Below are 23,129 nucleotides of genomic sequence, written 5' to 3' on the forward strand. Positions count from 1 at the left end.
CCCCTTCCCCCTCCCCCGATCGACCCCACTTCCCAACCCCCTCCACTAATCAACGCAAACTCCGTGCATATGCACGATTGTTCGCTCCATTCCACCACGGACGGTCTGGGACGCGCCATTGACGCGCTGGGGCCCCCGCCTGACGCTCGGGTTCCCACCATGTTCCGCCTCGACCTGCCCCTTCCAATCCACCGCGCGTGGATCATCATCCCATTCGTTTTGCTGACTGCGTTGGTTCCGGAGGCGGCCTCCGCCACCCTGCCAGGTCCAGCGGAGCAGGCGTCGGCATCCCCGGTGGCCACCTATTCCATCGTCGCCTTCGACCCGGCGACCGGCGATCTGGGTGTCGGGGTGCAGAGCAAGTTCTTCGGAGTGGGCAGCGTGGTTCCCTGGGCTCAGGCAGGCGTCGGCGCCATCGCCACGCAGTCCTATGCCAACGTGGCGTACGGGCCCGAAGGCCTCGCCCTGCTGCGGGGAGGGGCCTCGGCCCGGGAGACCGTCGATCGCCTGACCGCCGGCGATGACGGACGTGCCCGGCGGCAACTGGCTGTCGTGGATGCCAGGGGCAGGGTGGCTGTCCATACGGGCGACGGGTGCCAGGCGTGGGCGGGCCATCGCGAAGGAGATCACTTCGCGGTCCAGGGCAATCTGCTGGTGGATGCGAACGTGGTGGACGCCATGGCCCACGCGTACCAGACGGCTCGATCCCGCGACGGGTCCCAACTCGCCGACTGGATTCTCGCCGCGCTCGATGCCGCACAGGCCGCCGGGGGCGACCGTCGGGGCCAGCAGTCCGCGGCGATGCTCGTGGTGCGGGATCGGGGAGGGGTCTGGGGTCAGAACGACCGGTTCATCGACCTGCGGGTCGAGGATCATCCCCGACCGATCGAGGAACTCGGGCGTCTGCTCGAAGTTCACAAGCTGTTCTACCGGGCCACGCACGCGCAACGCCCTGTTCGCGTCCCCCAACCCCTCCCGGACCCGGCGCCCCCCGCCGAGTAGCCACGGTCAACACCGGGCCTTCCCCCGAAGTCACTCGTACCGCAGGGATTCGATCGGGTCTAGATGGGCGGCCTTCCATGCCGGGTAGGTTCCGAAGGCGAGTCCCACGAAGGAACAGATCATCACGCTCAGTCCGGCCCAGTCCCAGGGAATCGCCGGCGGGAGTTCAAGGAAGAGCGCCGCACCATTGCCCGCGAGAATTCCCAGTCCGAGCCCGGCAGCGCCTCCGATCTGGCAGAGGACAATCGCCTCGAGCAGGAACTGCAGGAGGATGTGGCGCCGCTTCGCACCGATCGCCCGCCGCAATCCAATTTCCCGGGTCCTCTCGGTGACGCTCACCAGCATGATGTTCATGATCCCGATCCCCGCCGCCAGCAGCGCGATCGAACTGATCAAGCCGGCCCCGGTCCGCACCGCCAGGGTCAACGCGCGAAACTGCCGGACGATCGAGTCGTTGGAAACGATCTCGAAGTCGTCGTCCTCCCCCGGTGGCACCTTGCGCAGGACCCGGAGAATGCCGCGCGCCTGTTCGAGGGTGTCTTCGTAGGACCCCGCCGACCATGCCTGCACCTGGATGTCCACCGGGGCGTCGGGACGCGTCCGTTGAAGCGCGGTCGTGACGGGCACCAGCAGTTGGGCATCCTGGTCCTGGCCGAAGAGTTGACCTCTCGGCTCGGTGACGCCCACGACGCGGTAGGCAATCCCGCCAGCCCGCACCCGCTGCCCCACGGCGTCCCCGAACGGAAAAAGCCTGTCCGCCACGCTGGCCCCCAGCACGCAGACGCGCCGCGCGTACTCCACGTCGTCCGCCACAATCGGCCGGCCGGCCTCGACCACCCAGTTGCGGGTCTCGAACGCCCCCGGGCTGACCCCCACCCAGGGGATGGTCCTGTCCGTCGCCCGTTCGGGTCCCGTCACGATCCCTGAACCCATCCCGACGCTGACTCCGACGTGCCGCGCCAGGGTGGCCCGGCGCTCGAACGCCACCGCCAACGAATACCGCAGCGGCTCGCGCCGGGCGTACCGTTCATCGCCGCCCGGCACGGTCTCCACCCGCACCGGGGGCAGGCGCTGGATCGAAAAGCTGTGCGCGCCCAACGCGCTGAGCTGGGTCTCAAAGGTGCCCTGCAAGACCCGCAGCGCGGTCATCACCACCACGATCGAAAACACGCCAACCAGCACCCCGAGAAGGGTCAGGCCCGAACGCAGCTTGTGCGCCGCGATGGCCCCGAGGGCCATGGCCACGCCTTCCCGCGCCTCGGCCCAAACCAGCGCCAGCCCACCTCCCCGGCGATGCGCCACCGACGGCGCACGCCGATCGCCCAATCCGGGCACCGGCCCCGATCCTCCCTCGCTCATCCGCATGCCATCGCGATCCATGGGAGCGGCGTACCCGGCATTATTCCGCCCTCAGCGCCTCGACCGGATGCAGTCGCGACGCACGCCAGGCAGGGACGAGGCCCGCCACCAGGCCGGTGACCAGCGCGGTGGCCAGGGCAAGCAGGGCGACGGTCGGGGACAGCGTGGCGGGCAGGACGCGGTTGACGAGGAGCGACAGCGGCCAGGCCATCAGCAGGCCGATGGCCCCGGCCCCCAACGCCAGCAGTCCCGCCTCCGCCAGGAACTGGGCGAGAATGGCCCGCCGCTTGGCCCCGATCGCCTTGCGCAACCCGATCTCGGGCGTGCGCTCAGCCACGGAGACGAACAGGATGTTCATCACCCCGATGCCGCCCACGAACAGCGCCAGCCCGGTGATGAACAAGCCCAGGGCCGCCAGGGTCCCACCCACCCGGTTGAACTGCTCGATCAACAGGTCCTGCCGGTTGATCGCGAAGTCGTCCGGCATCCCCGGCGGCACCCGCCGCAATTGCCGCATGATCCCGCGCAACTCCTCCCGGGCCTCCTCGATCTCCGCGGCGTCCCGGACCTTCACCATGATGCTGACGTCCGGCCAGCGCGTGAGGTCCGAGGTGAACCGCGTGATGGGGATCACCACCTGATGATCGAAATTGAACCCGGTGAAGAACTGTCCCATGCGGTCCAGGACCCCGATGACCCGGTAGTGCGCCGAGCCCACCTGCAACCGCTTTCCAACGGCCGATTCGCGGGGAAACAACTGCGCCGCGAGGTCCGCCCCGACCACGCACACCGGGCGTCCCCCGCCCTGAACGTCGGGAGCATCCAGCCACCGGCCCTCGCTCAACGTCAGGCCCCGCACCAGCGCGCTGTCCTCGGTGTTCCCGACCACCCACACATCGCGCGCGCTGCGCCGTCCCGCCCGCACCGGGGCGATGCCCTGCACCTCCACCGACACCGCCCGCGCCAGCGTCGCGCGCCGGGCCACGATCCGCGCCTGCTCGAGGGTGATCTCGCGCCGGTTGCGGCTCTGTCGCCAGTCCTCCTGGCTGCTCAGCCAGGCGTGCCGCTGGATGAACAGCACGTCCGCCCCGATGAAGGAAAAGCTCCGGTGAAACGCCCGGTTCAACCCATCGATCGCCGTCGCCATCAGCGTCACGGTGACGATCCCCACCACAATCCCCAATGTCGTGAGCCCCGACCGCAGCGTGTTGGCGCCCAGGGCGGACCCGGCCATCCGAACGGCTTCCATCCACTCCTCGCGCGACTTCATGGCTTCGTCGCCTCCACCGCGGGGGCGCCCCGGACCCGCTCGTCACTCGCCAGGGTGCCATCCCGCAACCGCAGGATCCGCCGCGCCTTGCGGGCCACCTCCTCCTCGTGGGTCACCACCAGGATGGTGTGGCCCTGGTCCGACAGGTCTTCGAACAGTGCGAGGATCTCCTCGCCGGTCCGGGAATCCAGATTGCCGGTCGGCTCGTCGGCCAGCAGCAACGACGGACGGTTCACCAGAGCCCGGGCGATGGCCACCCGTTGCCGCTGCCCGCCGGAGAGTTCATTCGGACGATGCTGCATCCGGTCCTCGAGGCGCACGCGGCACAGGGCCTCGCGTGCCCGTTCGCGCCGCTCCCCCACCGGCAACCCGGCATAGATCAGCGGCAGTTCGACATTCCGCAGCGCGTCCGCCCGGGGCAGCAGGTGGAAACTCTGGAAGACGAACCCGATCTCCCGGTTGCGGATCTCGGCGAGCGCGTTGTCGTCCAGGTCGGCCACGTCCACCCCGTTCAATTCGTACCGCCCCTCGCTCGGGGAATCGAGGCAGCCGAGGAGATTCATCAGGGTGGACTTGCCGGAACCGGACGGCCCCATGATGGCCACATACTCGCCCGCCTCGATGTCCAGCGTCAGCGCGCGCAGGGCATGCACCGTCTCGGCGCCCATCGCGTACCGCCTCGCCAGGCCGACCACGCGGATCAGGCTCACGGCGCCCTCGCTTCGGAGCCCCGCCCGACCGCGGTCGGACGATTGTTCACCCGCACCGCCTTGCCGTCCTCCAGTTCGCGGTGGATGGCACGGTACCCGCCCGACACCACGTCCCATCCCTCCTCCAACCCCTCCTCAATTTCGGTGTGTTCGTCGTCGGCAATCCCCCGCTTCACCGGGTGCCATTCGACCCTTCCCTCCCGCACCACGAAGACCCCCTCGACGGCTCGGGCCGTGTCGTCCGGCCGCCTTCGCACGGCGACGCCGTCCCGTTCCGCCGCCAGGTCATCTTCAGCCGTCTGTGCCCGTCCCGGACCGGCCTCGCGACGTTCCCCGTCCCCGCTCCCCTTGGGCAATCGCGTGGTCACGCTCTGGAGCGGAACCGCCAGGACGTTCGTCCGGTACCGCGTCTCGATCTCCGCGGTGACCGTCATCCCCGGCCGGAACGCCTCCTTCTCGGCAATCCGGATCCGGACTTCAAACCGGGTCGCCTCCTGGGCGGTGCCGGCGGCCGAGGTCCTGGCGGCGTTGGCAATCTCGGTGACCACGCCGGTGAACCGCCGGTCCCGAAAGGCATCGGCCTCCAGCACCGCCCGCTGGCCCAGGCGGATCAGCACCACATCGATTTCCCCCACATCGACCCGCGCCTCCATCTCACTCAGATCCGCCAGCGTCATGATCTCCGTCCCCGCCATCATCGCCGTCCCCACCACCCGTTCGCCGCGTTCCGACCGCAGGCTGGTCACCGTCCCGCCGATGGGCGCCACGATGGTCGTCTTGGCCAGATCCTCCTCCGCCCGCGCCAGCGCCGCCCGCGCCTGATCCGCCTGGTGCGTCGCCGTCTCGTACCGCGCCTGAGCCACCTGCATCATCGTCTGGGCCGCCACGTGATCCGAGTCCGACACCAGCCCCCCCCGGCGCAGCGACTCGATCCGTTCGAACTCGATCCGGGCTTTCGCCAGCTCCGCGCGCGCGAGTTCGATATGGGCCAGGGCCGACCGGTGCGTGGCCTCCGCCGAATGCCGGCCCGCGAGGTACGGGTCCGGACGAATCCGCACCAGCAGGTCACCCGGGGCCACCCGCTGCCCTTCGCGCACCGGCAACTCGACAATCTCGCCGCTGACCTCCGGATTGATCACCACCCGCGTCACCGCCTGGATCCGCCCGTTGGCCACCACGCGCTCCGTCAGCGAACGCCTCGTGACCGGTTCGGTCTGCACCTCCTGCGGCGGTTCCCGCCGGCTCCACCACGCCCAACCGCCCAAGGCCGCCAGACCCAGGGCCATCGCGGACAGAATCAGAAGTTTGCGGGCACGCCCGCGCCGTGGCTGGGTCATAGGCGGATCCCTGCTTACCAGCCATCGCCCCGGGAGAAAAGATCGGCCTGCCGCATCCTGCCGGAGCGCGGGAGCAGGGCGCGGCTAAGCCGTATCCATTCAGTAAGGTGGAAAGCGATGGCGCCGCAGCGTTTCGGACACGACGAGGAGTGAGCGGGGCGCGTGTGGGAACCGCGATACGGAAATGGGGTCAAATCGATATTTTGACATTTCGAGCCCCGAACGGTCTTAGTCGTCCCAGGGACGGCGCCCGGGATCCGTGAATCCCCGGCCACCGAATCCTTCCTGCTCATGCATTCGCTCCCCTGCCTCCGCTATCTGATCGGGCATGCGGACGCGATCCGCGCGGTGGCGTCAAGTCGCGCGACGATCCCCACCGGACTGCTTCTGGTTCTCCTGACCTCGATTGCCCGGAACTACGATCAGAGCTGGATCGGCGAGCATCCGTTTCTATGGATCTTCGGACCGCTTCTGTTCTCCCTGGTTTCCGGGACCTGGATCTTCCTCGTCACCTACGCCGGCTGGATCCGCAGGGGCTGGACCTCCGACACGCGAGCGACGTCCGTCTGGAGGGACTGGCCGACCTTCATGGGGCTGTTCTGGCTTACCGCGCCGGTGGCGTGGTTGTACGCCATTCCCGTGGAACGATTCCTCGATCCGGTGGGCGCCGCGCGGGCAAACGTCACCCTGCTGTCGCTCGTATCCCTGTGGCGCGTGCTCTTGTTCGCCCGGGTCATCCAGGTCGTTTCCGGAGTTCGATACTGGACTGCGCTCGTCTGGGTGCTGGTGCCCGTCTCGATTGAAGCAGTGGCCGTGCTGGTCCCCCTGGGCATGGGGCCGGCCATCGCCCGCGGAATGGGAGGTCTGCGCCACTCTCCAGCGGAAACCGTCATTCTCGAAGCGGTCAGTGTGGCCACGTTGGTCGCCATGATCACCGCCGGAATCTCCCTGGTGACGGCTTTCGTGCTCCCCCGCCCGACACGCACCGAACGTCTCCCCGCGCCCATGGCCGACCGGCTTCCCGGCACCTTCCTCGCCGGCGCGACGGCATTCTGGTTGGCCGCAGCCGTCCTGGTTCAACCCTCCGCCCGCCGCAGTGCCCAGGTGGAGGAACGGGTTCGTACGGAACGGTACGCGGATGCCCTCGCCTTCCTTCGCAACCATCGACCCGGCGACTTCGCCCCGGCCCGACCGCTGCCGCCCAAGCCGTACGAACATGCGACCTTCCAGCACCAGGCGGGGCTCCTCGCGGAGGCGCGGGAAGACGAACCCCGCTGGATTCAGGAACACCTGATTCGCCGCCTCGACGATCTCGTGGACAGCACACGGCCCATCCGCAGGCGCGCGGCTGGGACTGCCGGCGATCCCGCCCCGGCCACCTTTACCCCCATCCAACCGCACCACGGGTACTGGCAGAAGCCCGAGGATCTCCACCGGCTCGTCACCCGGGGCGTCGGACGGCTCTCCTGGCTGGCTGCATGGCGTCAGCAGAACCGCGAGTGGCTCGAGGCCTGGGCCGCCCTGGTGAACGACGCCGCCCGCGGAAGGCTTCGGAGACGCTACGATGGGGCCGTCACCCGCCTGTTCGACACGCCTTCGACGGCCCTGCCTCGCTTCGACCTCCTCGCCGGCCGCCCGTACAACCGCCTCACCGTCCAGACGTCCCGGGGTTGCCCGCGTCATTGTGAATTCTGCGCCGCCAGCCTCCGCATCACCCGGGGCTATCAGCAGAAACCCGTGCCTCGCGTCCTTCAAGAAATCCGCGAGGCCCGCCGCCATGTCCCGATCCCGTTCCTCGAACTGGCGGACGACAACACCTTCCTGAATCCGGACTGGTCCCGGACGTTCCTTCGGGCCATGGTCGAAGAGAACCTCCACTGGTTTACAGAAACCGACCTGTCGGTGGCCGAAGATCCGGACCTGTGCGATCTCCTCGCCGCCTCAGGGTGCCGGCAACTGCTCATTGGATTGGAAAGTCCCGACGGCGAGGCCCTTGCCGGCATGGATCCCACGGATTGGAAACGGAGACGGGCCCCGGCGGCGCTGCGGGCCATCGATGCCCTGCAATCCCGCGGAGTCAGCGTCAACGGTTGCTTCATCCTCGGACTGGATTCGCACACCCCGGATGTCTTTCCGAGGATTCTCCAGTTCGTCCGGTCCTCCGGCCTGGCCGAAGTTCAGGTCACTGTCCTGACGCCGTTCCCCGGCACGCCCCTCCATGACCGCCTGCGTCGCACGGGGCGGCTCCTGGCTCCGCGCTTCTGGGACCGCTGCACCTTGTTTGATGTCGTCTACCGGCCGGCACGAATGACGGTCACGGAACTGGAGTCGGGCCTCCGCTGGCTGATGAAGGAACTCTACTCGCGACGGGAAACGGACGATCGTCGCCGTGCCTTCACCCGGCAGCGGAGGCCCTCCGGCTTTCCAGTGGCGGATGATGCACCGGCGTGAACCCGCCGGTCACAACGCGAACTGCACCCAGCCCAGGATCACCGCCACGCCCTTGTAGCCCGCCCACAATCCGGCCAGCACCAGCGCCACCGGCAGAAAAGCCCGCTGGATGAGCCGGGAGACCCCGAACGCCACCAGCGCGAGCTGCCACAGGGTGAACAGGTTGATGGCCCCCAGGGTGAGGTGCAGGCGGTTGCCGATGTCGAAATCCGGCACCAGCAATCCCAGGTGCGGCCCGGCCATGAGCCGGCCCAGGCCGACCGCCAGAAACAACCCCACCAGCGTCCCCAGCCCCGCCACCAGACTGGCCAACCCGGCCACCTCCACGGTTCGCAGGTACCTCACCGGCGCCCGGAACACCCAGCGCCCGACCAGCCAGCCGAGGAAACCCCACCACAGCGGTGTCAGCACCGCCGCCACCGCCGCCCCCACTCCGCCGGCCACCTTGGCCACCGCCATTCCCAAACCTTGCGCGGCCTCACGCACCCGCGGCGCATCCTCCGCCCGGATCCGGCCCCGCTCGACCGCACGATCGATCTCCCGGTCCTGCATCGCCACGATCTGCTGCACCAGGGCCGGCTGACTGAACACAACCAGATTGGCGAACAGGCCAATGGCCGCCACCAGGGCCGCGGGCACCAGCCAGTTGGCCACCGAGAACGGCGCCGCGGCCACCGCCGCAAACAACTCGCCGGGCGCGGCAAAGACATTCATCAGGCGCGAACCCAGTGACATCGGGCCCGTCGATTCGGCGGATTCCATGCCCGCCCTTTCTCCTCCCCCTTGCGGCGAATGCCAGCCCGAAATGCATGGACCCGACCCCATACGGCCTCCCTTGAATGACTTTGACTGACCCCTCCCCTCCCGTATGCTCGTCGCCCCTGAGCCGTTCAGGACTATGGCCAAACTCTCCGTTCAAGACATCGAAGTGCAAGGCAAACGCGTTCTCGTCCGCGTGGATTTCAATGTTCCCGTCGAGGACAGGGATGGCCGGATGGTCATCACCGACGACACGCGCATCCGGGAGACGCTTCCCACGCTGACCCTCCTGACCTCCCGTGGCGCCAGGGTGATCCTCGTTTCCCACCTCGGCCGCCCGGACGGCCAGGTCGTGCCCTCGATGTCCCTTGCCCCGGTGGCCGCCCGTCTGGGCGAACTGCTCGCAAGCCCCGTCCGGTTCGTCGATCAAACCATCGGCCCCGCCGTGGCGGAGGCGGCCGCAGCCTTGAAGGACGGCGAGGTTCTCCTCCTCGAGAATGTCCGCTTCCATCCCGGCGAGGAACAGAACGATCCCGCCTTCGCCGAGCAACTGGCCGCGGTGGCCGACATCTACGTCAATGACGCCTTCGGCACCGCGCATCGCGCACACGCCTCGACCGAGGGAGTCGCCCACGTCGTCGCCCGCCGCGGTGGCCGCCGCGCCTGCGGGCTTCTCATCGCCAAGGAACTCCGCTTCCTCGGCGAGGAACTCGACAACCCCGCCCGCCCGTTCGTCGTCATCCTCGGCGGCGCCAAGGTCTCGGGCAAAATCCTTGTCATCGACCGCCTGATCGAGAAGGCCGACGCCATCCTCATCGGCGGCGCCATGTCGTACACCTTCAAGCTCGCCCTCGGTGCCACTGTGGGGCGGTCCCTGGTCGAACCCGACCGCACCCAGACCGCCCTCGATGCCCTCGAAAAGGCCAGGGCCCGCGGCATCCAGTTCCTTCTGCCCAAGGACAATATCGCCGTCACCCCCGTGGATACCGGCAAGAAGGACAAGAAAGGCCGGCCCAAACTGGAACTGACCCAGCCGCGGGTGAATTCCGGCGACACCATCCCGGATGCCGAGGAAGGCGTGGACATCGGACCCGAGACGGCCCGGGCGTATGCCGGGGTGATCGCCTCCGCCCGGACCATCCTGTGGAACGGCCCGATGGGCATCTTCGAAGATCCCCGCTTCGCCGGGGGAACCGTTGCCGTGGCCCGCGCCGTCGCCGACGCCACGCGCCGGGGCGCCAAGTCCATCATCGGCGGCGGCGACAGCGTCAAGGCCATCAACCAGGCCGGTCTCCAGGATCAGGTCACCTTCATGAGCACCGGCGGCGGGGCCAGCCTTGAGTTCCTCGAGGGCAAGGTCCTCCCGGGTGTCGCCGCGCTCGAAGACAAGTAGCCCCCCCACCTCCTCTCCCGCAGAACACACTATGGACAAGGCCCGCAAGCTGGTCATCGCCGGCAACTGGAAAATGAACAAGACCGCCGCCGAGGCGCTGGATCTCATCAACGGGATCAAGCGCGAAGTCGGCACGGTCAAGGAGGTGGACATCGTGGTCTGCCCGCCCTTCACCGCCCTGGAAACCGTCTCGAAGGCGCTCCTGAACTCCAACATCCGCCTCGGCGCCCAGAACATGAGCGAGCACGGACCCGGCGCCCACACCGGCGAAATCGCCGCCACCATGCTCAAGGAGTTCTCCGTGCGCTACGTCATCCTCGGCCATTCCGAACGGCGCCAGTACCAGAAGGAACCCGACGATCTCATCGCCCGGAAGGCCCTCGCCGCCCATGCCTCCGCCCTCAAACCCATCGTCTGTGTCGGAGAAACCCTCGCCGAACGCGAGGGCGGTGTCACCGAACAGGTGGTCGGCACCCAGGTCCGCGGCAGCCTCGCCGGCCTCTCCCCCGAACTCGCCGAAGAAACCATCCTCGCCTACGAACCCGTCTGGGCCATCGGCACCGGCCGAACCGCCTCCTCCCAGCAGGCCCAGGACGTCCATGCCTTCATCCGTCAGGTCCTCACCGACCTGTTCGGCGACGCCGTCGCCCGTCGCATCCGCATCCAGTACGGCGGCAGTGTCAAGGCCTCCAACGCCCGCGAACTCATGAGCATGCCCGACGTGGACGGCGCCCTCGTCGGTGGAGCCTCCCTGGAAGACCGCAGCTTCGCGGATATCATCCGAAACTCGATCTGATCCGTTCCCGCCCCGTCTCCTCAACCCGTTCCCCCTATGTCCATCTTCATCGGTCTCCTCACCTTCGTACTGATGGTGATCGCCCTGTTCCTGATCCTTCTGGTGCTCGTCCAGCTCCCCAAGAAGGACGCTGGCGTCGGCATGGCGTTCGGCGCCGGCATGAGCGAGATGCTCCTTGGTGCCGGCTCGGGCAATGTCCTGACCCGCATCACCAAGTACACCGTCGGCATCTTCCTGGGCCTTTCGCTCCTGCTCTCGGTTCTCATCTCCAGCGAGGCCCGCAAGGGCGAGACGGGCGTCGCCCGGGCCATCGAGGAGCAGGCCCGCTCGTTGCCCGCCACCCCGGCCACCCCGGCGCCCACCCAACCCACCGGCGCCTCCGGACTCCAATCCCTCAGGGCTGTCCCGACCGATCCCGCCGCCGGCGCCGAAGGCACCCTTCCCCTGCAACTGACCCCGGGCCCCGCGGAATCCGCTCCCACCCAGGCCATCCCACCCGCGCCCCCCGAGTGATCGGGCTCTCCCGCGACGCACCCCGCACGGATTGGGAGGCATCGCCGTGTGGCACCCCGCCTCGCTCCTGACGGGCCACGGGGCCAGACGATCCCCCCAAGTACGTCGTTCGCCGCCCGCCCTGGCCGGCCTGCGGATCCCTCTTCCCCGTCAAGACCGCCGTTCGCTGACCCCGCACTGGGCCCGGGCGGCTCTGGCCTTCCTCTGTGGCCTGGCGCTCCTGGGCTGCCGCCCCCTCCCGCCCGCCGACCTCACCGTTCTCAACGGCTCCGAACCCAGTTCGCTCGACCCCCTCCTCGTCACCGGCGTCGAGGAACTCCGGGCCGTCCTTCCCCTCTTCGAAGGTCTCACCCGACCCGACCCGGTCACCTCCCTCGCCCAACCGGGTCTCGCCCAAAGCTGGGACCGTTCCCCGGACGGACTCCGCTACACCTTCCACCTCCGCCCAGGCCTGGTCTGGTCCACCGGCCAACGCCTCACCGCCGACGACGTCGTCTATTCCTGGCGCCGTGTGCTCGAACCGACCAACGCCTGCCAGTACGCCAACCTCCTCTTCCCCGTCCGGCATGCCGAGGACTTCCATCTCGGCCGGCTCACCGACTTTTCCCAGGTCGGCGTGCGCGCCCCGGACCCGGCGACCGTCGAGGTCCGACTCGCCCATCCGTGCGCCTACTTCCTCGACCTCTGCGCCTTCCAGACCCTCGCCATCGTCCCCCGCCACGCCATCGAACGTCATGGCGACCGCTGGATCATGGCGGCCCGCCCCCTCCCCTCCAGCGGACCCTACCAGCTCGACTTCTGGCGCCTCAACGACCGCATCCGTCTCCGCCGGAATCCAGCCTACTGGGACGCCCTCAACACCTTCAGCGAAGTGGTCGATCTCCTGCCGGTGACCGCCCCCAACACCGCCCTCAACCTCTACCTCAAAGGCCAGGCCGATGTCATCTGGGACAAACCCCTTGTCCCCACCGAACTCATGCCGGCCCTCCGCGACCGCCCCGACTTCCACTCCTTTCCCGTCCTCGGAACGTTCTTCCTCCGCCTCAACGTCACCCGCCCCCCGTTCGATGATGTCCGTGTCCGTCGCGCCTTCGCCCTCGCCACCGACAAGCCCTTCCTGACCCGGCGCATCACCGCCATGGGCGAGGAACCCGCCACCCACTTCGTCCCCACCGTCACCGCCAATTACCGGCGCGGCGACGGCCAGCCCTACGATCCCGACGCCGCCCGCGCCGCCCTCGCCGGGGCGGGCTTCCCCGACGGACGCGGCTTCCCCGAGGTGGACTTCCTCATCGACAGCGCGGCCGGTGGAGCGGCGCGTGTCACCGAACGCGCCGGCATCGAACTCCAGGCCATGTGGCAGCGCGAACTCGGGGTCCGGGTGACCCTGCGGCGCATGGAGAAAAAGGCCTTCCTCGTCGCCCAGCGCGCCCTCGACTACGCCATCAGCCGTTCCAGCTGGATCGGCGATTACAACGATCCCAACACGTTCCTCGACCTCTTCATGACCGGCAGCGGCAACAATCGCACCGGCTGGTCCCACGAACGCTACGACCAGCTCCTCCGCGCCGCCGCCGCGGAATCGGACCCGGACCGCCGCGCCACCCTCATGGCCGAGGCCGAAACCCTGCTCGTCCGCGACGGGATCCCCGTGATCCCCCTATGGTTCGAGGTCGGCTTCAGCCTCTATCGTCCCGACCGCCTCGCCGGCATCCACCCCAACGCCCTCGACGTCCACCCGCTCAACGCCATCCGGCGACTTCCCTGAGTCAGGGGTTGCCATCGCGGAAGACCAGCCGGGAGAAGTGGTAAAGCGCCTTCCTCCAGTGCTCGAAGTCGTGGGCGTGCTCATCCACATGCCAGACATGCGGAACCTCGTGCTCCTTGAGGTACGCGTGAACCCCCTGGCTGATTCGGATCAGACCGTCCCGGTTGCCACAGGAGAGAAACAGCAGCTTCAACCGGCGCCGAGCCTCCGCCGGATCCGGCACCAGTTCCGCCGGCGGACGGGTGTTGGGCGCCGACGAAAACCCGCCCACCCAGGCAAACGTGTCGGGATTGCCCAGTCCGAAGTTCAAGGACTGTCCGCCGCCCATCGAAAGCCCCGCAAGGGCCCGATGCTCCCGGTCGGCCCGCACGGAGTACTTCGACTCGATGAAGGGAATCAGGTCGTCCAGCAGGTCGCGCTCGAAACGGGCGAAGGCGGGCGCGGTCGCCATGGGGTTCGGCCCCGGCCGGTCGTCCGGTTGCGCACGACCGTTGGGCATCACCACCACCATCGGCACCCCCTGCCCGTCGGCGAGCAGATTGTCCAGAATCACATTCGGCCGGCCGCCCCGGCGCCATTCCTCCTCGTCCCCGCCAATGCCATGCAGGAGATAGAGCACCGGATACCGCCGGTCCGCCGTGTACCCGGGCGGCGTGTACACCAGCGCCCTCCGGCGGTTGCCAACGGTCCGGGAATCGTACTCCACCATCTCCAGGGTGCCGTTCGGTATGCCGTCCCGGCTCCGGTCAAACCCCTCCGGAACCGGCGGAAAGGCCGGCTTGTCGTCCGGCCCCAACTCGATCGGACCGCCAAATCCCCGACGCGGTCCGGGACGCGGCGCGGCGCCTTCGGCACCGCCCGGGGACGCCTCCCCGGCCCCGGCCCGCCGGGCCACAATCTCCTCGCGCGCGAAATCGCCCACCTCGCGCACCAGCCTCAATTCCCCATTCGTCAGCGCGCCCCGGTACCGGATCCGCAGCGCGTTGCCCTGGAAATCGAGCAGCTCCACAAACGTGACCGTATCCCCCTCCACCCGGCCCTCACGCAACTCCGACTCGCGCCGCTGCGCATCGACCTCCGAGGTTGCCCTTCCGGTCAGCGCCGTCCCGTCCTGCCGCAATTCATAGGTGTACCGCTGGAGCCCGATCTGGGAGTTGAATTCGGATCTCCACGTTCCGGTAAGATCCGCAGCGGCTCCAATGCCCGGCAGCAAGGCCAGGACCAGCAGGGGAAGGCGAGGTTTCATGAGGCGTGATGGAGGATTTGGGGTTTCCACGACGGAGCCTACAAGATCGCCCCCCCGCAACACCAGCCTCGTCTGGAAGCAATGGGGTCAACTCCGTACATTGTACAATTGCCCTAAATTGTAAAAGTACCGATTTGACCCCATTGCCTTCGCTCTGGCCTTGGATCGCGTTCTCTGACATAGCGTCCGCATGCACCGCCTGCTGCCCCTGCTTGTCGGCCTCGTTCTGTCCGGATCCGGCCACGCCGGGGACTGGCCCGCCTTTCGTGGCCCCACCGGTCAGGGCCACTCCCCGGAACGAAACCTCCCCATCTCGTGGTCCGTTGACCAGGGCATCCGATGGAAAATACCCGTCCCCGGCGAAGGCTGGTCCTCGCCCATCGTCCAGGGCGATCGCGTCTTCCTGACCACGGTGACCGAGGGCCAGACCCAATGCCGCATTCTTGCCTTCGACCGGCTCTCAGGCCGGATGCTCTGGAACGTGGTGGTCAGTGAAATGATTCCGCTCCGCAAGGAATCCAAGAACTCCTACGCCTCGCCCACTCCCATCGCCCACGGCGACCGCGTCTTCGCCGTCTTCGGCGATGGCACCATGGTCGCCGTCGAGGCGGCAACCGGCGCCCTGCTCTGGAAGAACGCCGAGGTCCGGTTCTACAGCCGTCACGGTCTGGGCGCGTCGCCCATCCTCCATGCGGGACGCCTCATCATGCCGTTCGATGGCAGCAACCGTGTCGAAAAGGCCGGCGACTGGCCCAACAACACCGAGGAGGAGCAACTCGGATGGCGCATCCCCTGGGATCGTGCCGAGATCGTGGCCCTCGACATCGAAACCGGCCGGCGCGTCTGGACCGCCCGGCGCGGTCGCTCGCGCATCGCCCATGTGACCCCGACCATCCTGGCGGTGGGCGGTCAGCCCCAGTTGATCAGTCCCGCGGGCGACGCCATCCAGGGCTTCAACCCCAGGACCGGCGAACTTCTCTGGACGGTCTATTCCCAGGGCGAAGGCGTGACCCCCAGTGTCGTCACCGGCAACGGCCTCGTCTTCACCGCCTCGGGCTTCGAGCGGACCACGCTCCGGACCGTTCGCCCGGACGGGCGCGGCGACGTCACGTCCACCCACATCGCCTGGGAACAGCGTCGCGGAGCCCCGACGCAGCCTTCGCCGATCTTCGTCCATCCGCACCTTCACACCATCACCGACGGCGGCGTCGCCCACGGCTACGACGCCGCCACCGGGGATGTCCTGTACTCCGAACGGGTCGGCGGCAACCACTCCGCCTCCCCGGTGCACGCCGACGGCCATCTTTACTTCCTCTCCGAAAACGGGGTCGCCACCGTGATCAGGACCGGACCGGAGTTTGTCGTGGTGTCCCGAAACGCCCTCGACGACAACGAGCGGTTCCAGGCCTCGATGGCGGTGTCGCAGGGCCACCTCTTCATCCGCTCCGATCGTCACCTGTACTGCATTGGGCGATGACCGCCTCCCGGACACCCACCGATGAGGTCGAGATCCGTCGGGCCGGACCGGACGACTTCGCAATCGTCGCAGAACTGGCTCGAACGACCTGGCGCGCCCATTTCCCCGGGATCATCACTCCGGCCCAGATCGAGTACATGCTCGATCGGCGCTACACGCCGGAAGCCCTCGACCGTGCTGTTCGGGACGAGGAACTCCTGTTCGAAGTGCTGAGGCGCGAGGGCCTTCCCTGCGCGTTTGCCGCCCACGCCGCCACCGAGGAGCCCGACGCCTGGAAACTGCATCAGCTCTATGTGCTCCCGGACTGGCAGCGCCACGGTCTCGGCGGAAGGCTCATGGCGCACGTCGAGCATTGGGCCCTCGCCCACGGCCGGCGCCGGCTCCTCCTCACCGTCAATCGCCGCAATCTCCCCGCCATCCTCGCCTACCAGCGCCGGGGCTTTCACATCCGCGAGGAGGCCGTGTTCGACATCGGCAACGGGTTCGTCATGGACGACTTCATCATGGAGAAGCCCTTGGTCATGACCCCGCCAGGGGGCGCAGACCCTCGGTGCATGGACCGGGCAGGCGACGCGTCGAGTGCGAAGGGCTGAACTCGGCCCTCCGATTGCACCCCCCCGCTTCACCCTTCGGAGGGACGAGCTCCGCGAATGGTGCGCCGCATTCAAGGCTGGATGATCTCCCGGATTTCCTCCACGCTTCCGGCCTCACACCATGACCTGTCGCACCGCACCCCCCACGGCCCTTTCAAGGGGCATTTCACGTCTGGTCTGGCTCGTTGCGCTCGCCGGCCTGACCGCCAGTGCCGTCGCCGCACCGAAGTCCATCCTCGTCGTGACCGTGACCAAGGGCTTCCGCCATTCGTCCATCCCCACCGCCGAGAAGGTGCTCGCCGACCTCGCCCAGCGGGATGGCAGCTTTACGGTGGACTATGCCCGAACCGATGATGACCTGGCCCGCAAGATGACGCTGCAGGCGCTCGAACGCTACGACGGCGTCATTTTCGCCAACACCACCGGCAACCTGCCCCTCCCCGACGTGGCCGGCTTTCTCAAGTGGATTGAGAACGGCAAGGGCTTCATCGGCATGCATTCCGCCACCGACACGTTCGGCGGCCACAAGCCCCTTCATCCCTACACCGAGATGATCAACGGGGAGTTCAAGTACCACCGCGAGCAGGCCGAGGTCGAGGCGGTCAACAGCGACCCCGCCTTCCCCTCCAACCGCCATTTCGGACCGACCTACAAGGTCTTCGACGAGATCTACATTCTGAACGGCTACAACCGGAAGGCCGTGCGCGCCCTGCTCGACCTCGATCAGCATCCCAATTCCCGGCTCCCCGGCCATTACCCGATCAGCTGGGCGCGCACCTATGGCCATGGGCGTGTCTGGTACACGTCGCTCGGCCACCGCGAGGACGTCTGGGAAAGCAGCGATTACCAGAAACACATCCTGGGCGGCATCCGCTGGGCAGTCGGTCTCGAGTCCGGCGACGCCACCCCGCAGTCCCTTCGCCTCGAACTAAGCGCCGCCGAAAAGGCCGAGGGATTCCGCCCCCTCTTCAATGGCGAAGATCTCGCCGGCTGGCGCCTCCGCAATGCCGACGGTCACTTCAGCTGGAGCGCCCAGAATGGCATGCTCGTCAATCGCATGTCCGCCAACAACCAGGGCACGGACCTTGTCTCCGAGGAACGCTTCGGCGACTTCGTGGTCCGCTACGAGTACATGGTCCCCAAGGGCTCCAATTCCGGCTTCTACCTCCGCGGCCGGTACGAGATCCAGATCCTTGACGACCATGGCAATCCCCCCGCCGACGGCGGCAACGGCGGCCTCTACAGCATCAAGGCCCCGGCCCGCAATGTCTCCAAACCCGCCGGCCAATGGCAGCAGGTCGAGGCCACCCTCAAGGGCAATCGCGTCACCGTCGTTCTCAATGGCGTCAAGATCCATGACGACGTCGAACTGACCCGGGCCACCGGCGGCCAGCTCGACAACAACCTCGATCAGCCCGGTCCGTTCATGCTCCAGGGCGACCACGGGGCCGTCGCGTTCCGGAACATGCGCATCCGCCCGCTCTGACCTCCGTCGGCTCTCCCACGCCCCCCCGATGGCGATCCCCGTGCCGGGAACGACGCCCCGGCAAATCCTCATCACCGGCACCGGCACCGGCGTTGGCAAAACCGTCCTCACCGCCCTGCTGGCCCGCCGGGCCGTGGAACAGGGGCTTCGCGTGGCCGCCTTCAAACCCCTCGCCTCGGGAAGCCGCGCCGATGCACGTCTTCTTCGCAGGGCGTCCGACACCAAGCTCCCCCTCGAGATCCTCAATCCCTGGTCGTTCCGCCGCCCTCTGGCACCGCTCCTCGCCGCCCGTGCCGAGGGCCGGACCGTCCGCCGCGCCGACCTGCTCCGCCACCTGGAAATTCATGGCGCAGGTCATGATTGCATCCTGATGGAGGGAGCCGGCGGATTGCGCACGCCGTTGGGCGAAGACTTCGACGCCCTCGACCTTCTCGGTGCCTGGCGGGCCCAACCCGTCCTGGTCGCCGTCAACCGCCTCGGGGTCCTGCACGAGGTCCTCCTCGCCTGGGACGCCCTCCCGGCGGGCGCCCGCCGCCTCGGGCGGGTCGTTCTCATGGCTCCGTCGCGGCGCGATCCGTCGTGCCGGACCAACCCGCTCTATCTCCGCGAACGACTCGGCGTGGATCGGATCGTCGAGGTTCCCCGGCTGCCCCAGTGGCCCGGCCTGCTCAGACGTCCCCTGACACCCGGGCTCCGGCGGACGTTGGATTTCCTGCTGGCGGGCCGCTGACGGCGCGAGTGCGGATCGCGCGTTGCCGCCCCGCCGTATCCATGCAGTCAGAACGAAGGCGATGGTGCCGCCGATGACGGCTCAGGGCTTGTTTCCGGGCGCCGCAGTCTCCTGGTACATCTTCTTCTCCCACCGCGCCTGCTTGCCCTTCGCCTCCCGGATGAAGGGCGCCAGGGTGGCCATGTTGAGCACCCGATCGTTCAGCCAGGCGTAGGGCTGCCGCATCGGCCGGGCGAAATCGACGAACAACACCACCCTGTAGCCCTCGGTGTCGTTCCACACCTCGTGATTATAGGTGTCGTCGAACACCAGACACCGGCCCTCCTCCCAATGGCAGATCTGGTCCGCAATCCGGATCCGCACCTGGTCCCGCGGTTCCGGCACCATCAGACCGAGGTGCAACCGCAGCACTCCGACATACGGACCCCGGTGCGGCGGAATGTGTTTGTGGGGCGAAAGAATCGAGAAGAACGCCGTCTTCACCCCGGGGATCCTGCGCAGCACCCGCATCGTTTCCGGGCAGCGCCGCGCGTTCTCCTCGCAGTCCATCCCGATGCCCGTCAGGAAGAAAGTCTTCCACTGGTCGTCCTTCTGGATCAGCCCGACCTCCTTCACGATGTCCTGAAACGAGGGCATCCGGTCCCGGAACTGCATCACCGCATCCAGCTCGGCGCGGACAGCCTTCCACTCCGACTCGACCTCGCCAATCCAGGGGAACTGCTCGGGACGGTACACCGGCACATCCGGCACCAGCGAAGCCTTGGCCAGCCGCGCCTCGATGGCGTCACCCGTGCGGGCCAGCAGCTTCCGAACTGGCGTCTTCGGCGGCTTCAGCCGGAAGGTCCGATCAAGGATGTTGGCAGGAATGTTCGGGCCCGAAAACGAAACGTCCTTCATGAAGTGAACGGCCCCGAAGCTGCCGCCCCCCCACCCCCCTGCCAATCCCAATTTGCAATGAAATGGCCTGAAACTCCGTGCATATGCACGGAGTTTCAGGCCATTGGTGCCGGTTCGGCCACAGCTCAGATTCCTGGAACTCGCCCATGCCATTCCTCGTGGGGTCTCGTACTCAGCCCGAAGGGCGGTGCTCCTCCTCGTCCTCGAATCACGATCCCAAGTACGAGGCCTCCTGCAACAAACCGGGATTCGCCCTTCCGGATCGGCCGCGTTCCGCCCGCCCTCCCGATCCCGGCCCCGCTCTCCCCCTCCTTCATGGCGTCGTCCGCCGGCGCAGGATCCGAAACACGGAATCCCCGTGCGCCAGTTCCCGCGCCTCCTCCCAGCCGGGCGGAATGCGGATCTCGTCCCGCCGCGCATGACCCAGGGCCACGATGCCACCCGGCGCCAGCACCTGCGCGGTTTCCTCCGCGTCCACCAGCCGCTGCGACCAGGATTCGGAAGGCTTGCCGCGGGTCGGAGTTCCAAACGGCGGATCCGCAAGAATCAGATCGAATCGACGTCCGGCCTGCACCAACTGCCGCAACCCCGTCAGCGCATCCTGCACGCGGAGTTCGTGCCGTTCGGCCGGCAACCCCAGCCTTGCGGCGTTGTCCCGGATGCAGCGGGCATGCTTGGCCGAAAGCTCCACGCTCACCACCTCGCGCGCACCGCGGCTCAGACATTCCAGCCCCAACGCGCCCGTCCCCGAAAACAGGTCCAGCACCGCGGCCCCGTCCGGAATGGTCCCGAGACTGTTGAACAGCGCCTGCCGGACCAGGTCCGGCGTCGGCCGCACCGCCCAGCCCTTGGGCACCGTCAACAACCGGCCCCCGACACTCCCGCCAATGATGCGCACCCCGCATGGTGGGGACAGCTCCGTGCCGGTTTCCAAGCGCCAATCCGGCCTTTCCTGTCCACCGCTCCACTCCGGAGGGACGAGTTCCACGAGTCCTCATCCCATCGCACCCCTTCCCTGCAGCCTCGTGCAACCCGGCCCTCCGATGCCACCCCTCCACCACGTTTTTGATCGAACGCCACCCCCGCCCCGCCGATCCTCGCGCCCGCCATGCCGGGCGAACCGTCGCCAGTCCCCAACCTTCTCGAAATCCGCGGCCTCAGCATCGGCTTCCGCCTGGAGCGGTCCCGCACGGTTCGTGTCGTCGAGGACGTCTGCCTCTCCCTCCGTCGCGGGGAAACCCTGGGGTTGGTCGGCGAGAGCGGATGTGGCAAGAGCCTGACCGCGCTGTCCATCGCCCGCCTCCTCCCGTCGCCCCCCGCCGAAATCGCCTCCGGCGAGATCCTGATCGAAGGTCGCAACGTGCTTGCCATGTCCCGGTCCGAACTCCGGACGGTCCGCGGCGGCGTGGTGAGTTATGTCTTCCAGGATGCCGGCGCCTCGCTCAATCCGGTGCAACGCATCGGTACTCAGATCCGGGAATGCCTCCGGATCCACCGTCCCGAAGCGGCCGGGGAGGAGGAAGTGCTGCGTCTTCTGCGACGGGTGGGCATTCCCGCGGCCGGGGAGCGGATGCGCAGTTTTCCACACGAGTTGTCCGGCGGCATGCAGCAGCGCGTGATGCTGGCCCTGGCGATCGCGCCCCGCCCAAAACTCCTGATCGCCGACGAACCGACCACCGCGCTCGACGTCACCCTCCAGGCCCAGATCATCGACCTGCTTCGGGAACTCCAGGGCGAACTCGGCATGAGCATCCTCCTCATCACCCACAACCTCGGCATCGTCGGCGATCTCGCCGATCACATCGCCGTGATGTACGCCGGTCAGATCGTCGAGACCGGTCCCACCCGCGCGGTCCTGCAATCCCCCGCCCATCCCTACACGCAGGCCCTCATGGATTCCGTGCCCGCCTCGGGCGCCCCGGTGGAACGTCTCCGCACCATTCCCGGCATCGTTCCACCCCCTGGCGCGTGGCCAACCGGCTGCCGCTTCCATCCCCGTTGCCCTGTCCGTCAGGACGACTGCGCCAGCCACGATCCCATGCTCTCCCCGCGGGTCCCGACGGATTCGCAATCGCGCCTCGTCCGTTGCCCCCATGCGCCCGGCGTGCTCGCGCCGACTTCCACCCGGACCATGCCTTCATGAGCCTCCTCGACGCCCGCCACCTTTCCGTCCGCTTCCCCCTGCGCCGCGGGCTGTGGCGCCGGCCGGTCGGGTGGGTTCACGCCGTCAACGACGTCAGCTTCGCCATCGACGACGGGGAAACGGTCGGACTGGTCGGGGAAAGCGGATGCGGCAAGTCCACGCTCGCCCGCGCCGTCGCCCGGCTGCTTCCCGTCTCCGGAGGTTCCATCCATTTCGAAGGCGGGGACATCACCCGCCTCACCGGCCGCGCCCTGCGGGAACACCGCCGCCACCTTCAGATGATCTTCCAGGATCCCTACGGATCCCTGAATCCCCGCCTCTCCATCGAGGCCATCGTCGGTGAGGCCCTCGACATCCATGGTCTCGCCCGCCATCCCAGGGAACGCCGGTCCCGGATCGAACGTCTCCTCGCCGACGTCGGACTCGATGCCACTCATGCCCGGCGTTACCCGCATGAACTCAGCGGCGGCCAACGCCAGCGCGTCGGCATCGCGCGCTCCCTGGCCGTGGAACCCCGCCTGCTCGTCTGTGACGAACCGGTGAGCGCCCTCGACGTCTCGATCCAGGCCCAGATCGTCAACCTCCTGCAGGACCTCCAGCAGCAACGCCGCCTCGCCTACCTCTTCATCGCCCATGACCTCGCAGTGGTCGAACACATCAGCCGGCGCATCCTCGTGATGTACCTCGGCCGCGTCGTCGAGACCGCTCCCGCCCGCGCCCTGTGCGCCCATCCCCTCCATCCCTACACCCAGGCCCTGCTCTCCGCCGTTCCCGTGGTCGATCCCGACCGCAAACGGCGCCGCATCCTCCTGAACGGCGACCTTCCCTCCCCCATCCACCCCCCCTCCGGCTGCCCGTTCCATCCCCGCTGCCCGCTCGCTGAAGACCGTTGCCGCACCGAGTTGCCCGCCCTCCGCGAGCATCGCCCGGGACATCTCGCCGCCTGCCACCTCCTCCCGACTGCCCCAGAACCCCTTGCATCCCGGAGTTGTGGGTGAGGAGGCAACGAATCGGAGGGACGAGCTCCGCGAGTCCTCAACTCAATGCTCCACACCGCTGCGGCCTCCCAGAGCTCGGCCCTCCGATTCCACCACCACGCTTCACCCTTCGGAGGGACGAGCTCCGCGAGTCCTCAATCCAACGCTCCACACCGCTGCGGCCTCGTGGAACTCGGCCCTCCGAAACGACGCTTCGCGAAA

General features: G+C 67.9%; 20 protein-coding genes. 12 read left to right on the forward strand and 8 right to left on the reverse strand.

What is annotated here, in order from left to right:
• Window positions 1–159: 159 nt before the first annotated feature.
• Window positions 160–1,002, forward strand: coding sequence for a DUF1028 domain-containing protein (locus KF833_15980; GenBank protein ID MBX3746809.1), 843 nt, complete (start codon window positions 160–162; stop codon window positions 1,000–1,002).
• Window positions 1,003–1,032: 30 nt separating this feature from the next.
• Here the strand turns inward: KF833_15980 and KF833_15985 are convergent, their stop codons facing one another.
• The 4 genes from KF833_15985 to KF833_16000 are packed head-to-tail and all read right to left on the reverse strand — an operon-like array spanning window position 1,033 to window position 5,678.
• Window positions 1,033–2,361: an ABC transporter permease gene (locus KF833_15985; GenBank protein ID MBX3746810.1), complete on the reverse strand. Its 1,329-nt coding sequence runs from the start codon at window positions 2,359–2,361 to the stop codon at window positions 1,033–1,035.
• Window positions 2,362–2,401: 40 nt separating this feature from the next.
• Window positions 2,402–3,631, reverse strand: a complete 1,230-nt coding sequence (locus tag KF833_15990) for an ABC transporter permease (GenBank protein ID MBX3746811.1) — start codon at window positions 3,629–3,631, stop codon at window positions 2,402–2,404.
• The gene (locus KF833_15995; GenBank protein MBX3746812.1) at window positions 3,628–4,335 is read right to left on the reverse strand and encodes an ABC transporter ATP-binding protein; all 708 of its coding nucleotides are present in this window, start codon (window positions 4,333–4,335) and stop codon (window positions 3,628–3,630) included. The genes KF833_15990 and KF833_15995 overlap by 4 nt, the downstream gene beginning before the upstream one ends.
• A gap of 2 nt (window positions 4,336–4,337) precedes the next feature.
• Window positions 4,338–5,678 (reverse strand): efflux RND transporter periplasmic adaptor subunit, encoded by a 1,341-nt coding sequence (locus KF833_16000; GenBank protein ID MBX3746813.1) that lies wholly within the window; start codon window positions 5,676–5,678, stop codon window positions 4,338–4,340.
• Window positions 5,679–5,969: 291 nt separating this feature from the next.
• Here KF833_16000 and KF833_16005 point away from each other — a divergent pair, with 291 nt between their 5' ends.
• A complete protein-coding gene (locus KF833_16005) occupies window positions 5,970–8,129 on the forward strand; it encodes a radical SAM protein (GenBank protein MBX3746814.1) in 2,160 nt (719 codons plus the stop codon).
• A gap of 9 nt (window positions 8,130–8,138) precedes the next feature.
• On the opposite strand, the gene KF833_16010 is transcribed toward KF833_16005, so the two are convergent.
• Window positions 8,139–8,843, reverse strand: a complete 705-nt coding sequence (locus tag KF833_16010) for a YIP1 family protein (protein MBX3746815.1) — start codon at window positions 8,841–8,843, stop codon at window positions 8,139–8,141.
• A gap of 184 nt (window positions 8,844–9,027) precedes the next feature.
• Here KF833_16010 and KF833_16015 point away from each other — a divergent pair, with 184 nt between their 5' ends.
• Genes KF833_16015 through KF833_16030 form a run of 4 tightly spaced genes read left to right on the forward strand, consistent with a single transcriptional unit; the run spans window position 9,028 to window position 13,358 of the window.
• Entirely contained in the window at window positions 9,028–10,281 is a 1,254-nt protein-coding gene (locus KF833_16015; GenBank protein MBX3746816.1) for a phosphoglycerate kinase, read from the forward strand.
• A gap of 31 nt (window positions 10,282–10,312) precedes the next feature.
• The gene (gene tpiA, locus KF833_16020; GenBank protein ID MBX3746817.1) at window positions 10,313–11,077 is read left to right on the forward strand and encodes a triose-phosphate isomerase; all 765 of its coding nucleotides are present in this window, start codon (window positions 10,313–10,315) and stop codon (window positions 11,075–11,077) included.
• A gap of 36 nt (window positions 11,078–11,113) precedes the next feature.
• Complete coding sequence (secG, locus tag KF833_16025; GenBank protein ID MBX3746818.1) at window positions 11,114–11,590, forward strand: preprotein translocase subunit SecG; 477 nt, start codon at window positions 11,114–11,116, stop codon at window positions 11,588–11,590.
• Window positions 11,591–11,636: 46 nt separating this feature from the next.
• Entirely contained in the window at window positions 11,637–13,358 is a 1,722-nt protein-coding gene (locus KF833_16030; GenBank protein MBX3746819.1) for a peptide ABC transporter substrate-binding protein, read from the forward strand.
• Between the two features lies 1 nt (window position 13,359).
• Here the strand turns inward: KF833_16030 and KF833_16035 are convergent, their stop codons facing one another.
• The gene (locus KF833_16035) at window positions 13,360–14,604 is read right to left on the reverse strand and encodes an esterase family protein (protein MBX3746820.1); all 1,245 of its coding nucleotides are present in this window, start codon (window positions 14,602–14,604) and stop codon (window positions 13,360–13,362) included.
• Window positions 14,605–14,794: 190 nt separating this feature from the next.
• Here KF833_16035 and KF833_16040 point away from each other — a divergent pair, with 190 nt between their 5' ends.
• From KF833_16040 to bioD, 4 genes are all read left to right on the forward strand, one after another.
• Window positions 14,795–16,081: a PQQ-binding-like beta-propeller repeat protein gene (locus KF833_16040; protein ID MBX3746821.1), complete on the forward strand. Its 1,287-nt coding sequence runs from the start codon at window positions 14,795–14,797 to the stop codon at window positions 16,079–16,081.
• Window positions 16,078–16,674, forward strand: a complete 597-nt coding sequence (locus KF833_16045; GenBank protein MBX3746822.1) for a GNAT family N-acetyltransferase — start codon at window positions 16,078–16,080, stop codon at window positions 16,672–16,674. The genes KF833_16040 and KF833_16045 overlap by 4 nt, the downstream gene beginning before the upstream one ends.
• Window positions 16,675–16,795: 121 nt before the next feature.
• Window positions 16,796–18,160, forward strand: a complete 1,365-nt coding sequence (locus KF833_16050) for a ThuA domain-containing protein (protein ID MBX3746823.1) — start codon at window positions 16,796–16,798, stop codon at window positions 18,158–18,160.
• A gap of 28 nt (window positions 18,161–18,188) precedes the next feature.
• Window positions 18,189–18,890: a dethiobiotin synthase gene (gene bioD, locus KF833_16055; GenBank protein ID MBX3746824.1), complete on the forward strand. Its 702-nt coding sequence runs from the start codon at window positions 18,189–18,191 to the stop codon at window positions 18,888–18,890.
• 81 nt (window positions 18,891–18,971) lie between these two features.
• Here the strand turns inward: bioD and KF833_16060 are convergent, their stop codons facing one another.
• Both KF833_16060 and KF833_16065 read right to left on the reverse strand, forming a co-directional pair.
• The gene (locus tag KF833_16060; protein MBX3746825.1) at window positions 18,972–19,787 is read right to left on the reverse strand and encodes an aspartyl/asparaginyl beta-hydroxylase domain-containing protein; all 816 of its coding nucleotides are present in this window, start codon (window positions 19,785–19,787) and stop codon (window positions 18,972–18,974) included.
• Window positions 19,788–20,100: 313 nt separating this feature from the next.
• Window positions 20,101–20,685, reverse strand: coding sequence for an RsmD family RNA methyltransferase (locus KF833_16065; GenBank protein ID MBX3746826.1), 585 nt, complete (start codon window positions 20,683–20,685; stop codon window positions 20,101–20,103).
• 210 nt (window positions 20,686–20,895) lie between these two features.
• Between KF833_16065 and KF833_16070 the strand changes: the two genes are divergently transcribed.
• Both KF833_16070 and KF833_16075 read left to right on the forward strand, forming a co-directional pair.
• Entirely contained in the window at window positions 20,896–21,930 is a 1,035-nt protein-coding gene (locus KF833_16070) for an ABC transporter ATP-binding protein (GenBank protein MBX3746827.1), read from the forward strand.
• Entirely contained in the window at window positions 21,927–22,928 is a 1,002-nt protein-coding gene (locus KF833_16075; protein ID MBX3746828.1) for an ATP-binding cassette domain-containing protein, read from the forward strand. The genes KF833_16070 and KF833_16075 overlap by 4 nt, the downstream gene beginning before the upstream one ends.
• Window positions 22,929–23,129 lie beyond the last annotated feature (201 nt).

The sequence above is a fragment of the Verrucomicrobiia bacterium genome (genome assembly GCA_019634625.1).
GTDB lineage: Bacteria > Verrucomicrobiota > Verrucomicrobiia > Limisphaerales > CAIMTB01 > CAIMTB01.

Bases quoted from the DNA above. Each gene is read 5' to 3' on its own strand.
- KF833_15980 (MBX3746809.1), top strand. From the start codon at position 160: ATGTTCCGCCTCGACCTGCCCCTTCCAATCCACCGCGCGTGGATCATC.
- KF833_15985 (MBX3746810.1), bottom strand. From the start codon at position 2,361: ATGAGCGAGGGAGGATCGGGGCCGGTGCCCGGATTGGGCGATCGGCGT.
- KF833_15990 (MBX3746811.1), bottom strand. From the start codon at position 3,631: ATGAAGTCGCGCGAGGAGTGGATGGAAGCCGTTCGGATGGCCGGGTCC.
- KF833_16000 (MBX3746813.1), bottom strand. From the start codon at position 5,678: ATGACCCAGCCACGGCGCGGGCGTGCCCGCAAACTTCTGATTCTGTCC.
- KF833_16005 (MBX3746814.1), top strand. From the start codon at position 5,970: ATGCATTCGCTCCCCTGCCTCCGCTATCTGATCGGGCATGCGGACGCG.
- KF833_16010 (MBX3746815.1), bottom strand. From the start codon at position 8,843: ATGAATGTCTTTGCCGCGCCCGGCGAGTTGTTTGCGGCGGTGGCCGCG.
- KF833_16015 (MBX3746816.1), top strand. From the start codon at position 9,028: ATGGCCAAACTCTCCGTTCAAGACATCGAAGTGCAAGGCAAACGCGTT.
- tpiA (MBX3746817.1), top strand. From the start codon at position 10,313: ATGGACAAGGCCCGCAAGCTGGTCATCGCCGGCAACTGGAAAATGAAC.
- secG (MBX3746818.1), top strand. From the start codon at position 11,114: ATGTCCATCTTCATCGGTCTCCTCACCTTCGTACTGATGGTGATCGCC.
- KF833_16035 (MBX3746820.1), bottom strand. From the start codon at position 14,604: ATGAAACCTCGCCTTCCCCTGCTGGTCCTGGCCTTGCTGCCGGGCATT.
- KF833_16040 (MBX3746821.1), top strand. From the start codon at position 14,795: ATGCACCGCCTGCTGCCCCTGCTTGTCGGCCTCGTTCTGTCCGGATCC.
- KF833_16045 (MBX3746822.1), top strand. From the start codon at position 16,078: ATGACCGCCTCCCGGACACCCACCGATGAGGTCGAGATCCGTCGGGCC.
- KF833_16050 (MBX3746823.1), top strand. From the start codon at position 16,796: ATGACCTGTCGCACCGCACCCCCCACGGCCCTTTCAAGGGGCATTTCA.
- bioD (MBX3746824.1), top strand. From the start codon at position 18,189: ATGGCGATCCCCGTGCCGGGAACGACGCCCCGGCAAATCCTCATCACC.
- KF833_16060 (MBX3746825.1), bottom strand. From the start codon at position 19,787: ATGAAGGACGTTTCGTTTTCGGGCCCGAACATTCCTGCCAACATCCTT.
- KF833_16070 (MBX3746827.1), top strand. From the start codon at position 20,896: ATGCCGGGCGAACCGTCGCCAGTCCCCAACCTTCTCGAAATCCGCGGC.
- KF833_16075 (MBX3746828.1), top strand. From the start codon at position 21,927: ATGAGCCTCCTCGACGCCCGCCACCTTTCCGTCCGCTTCCCCCTGCGC.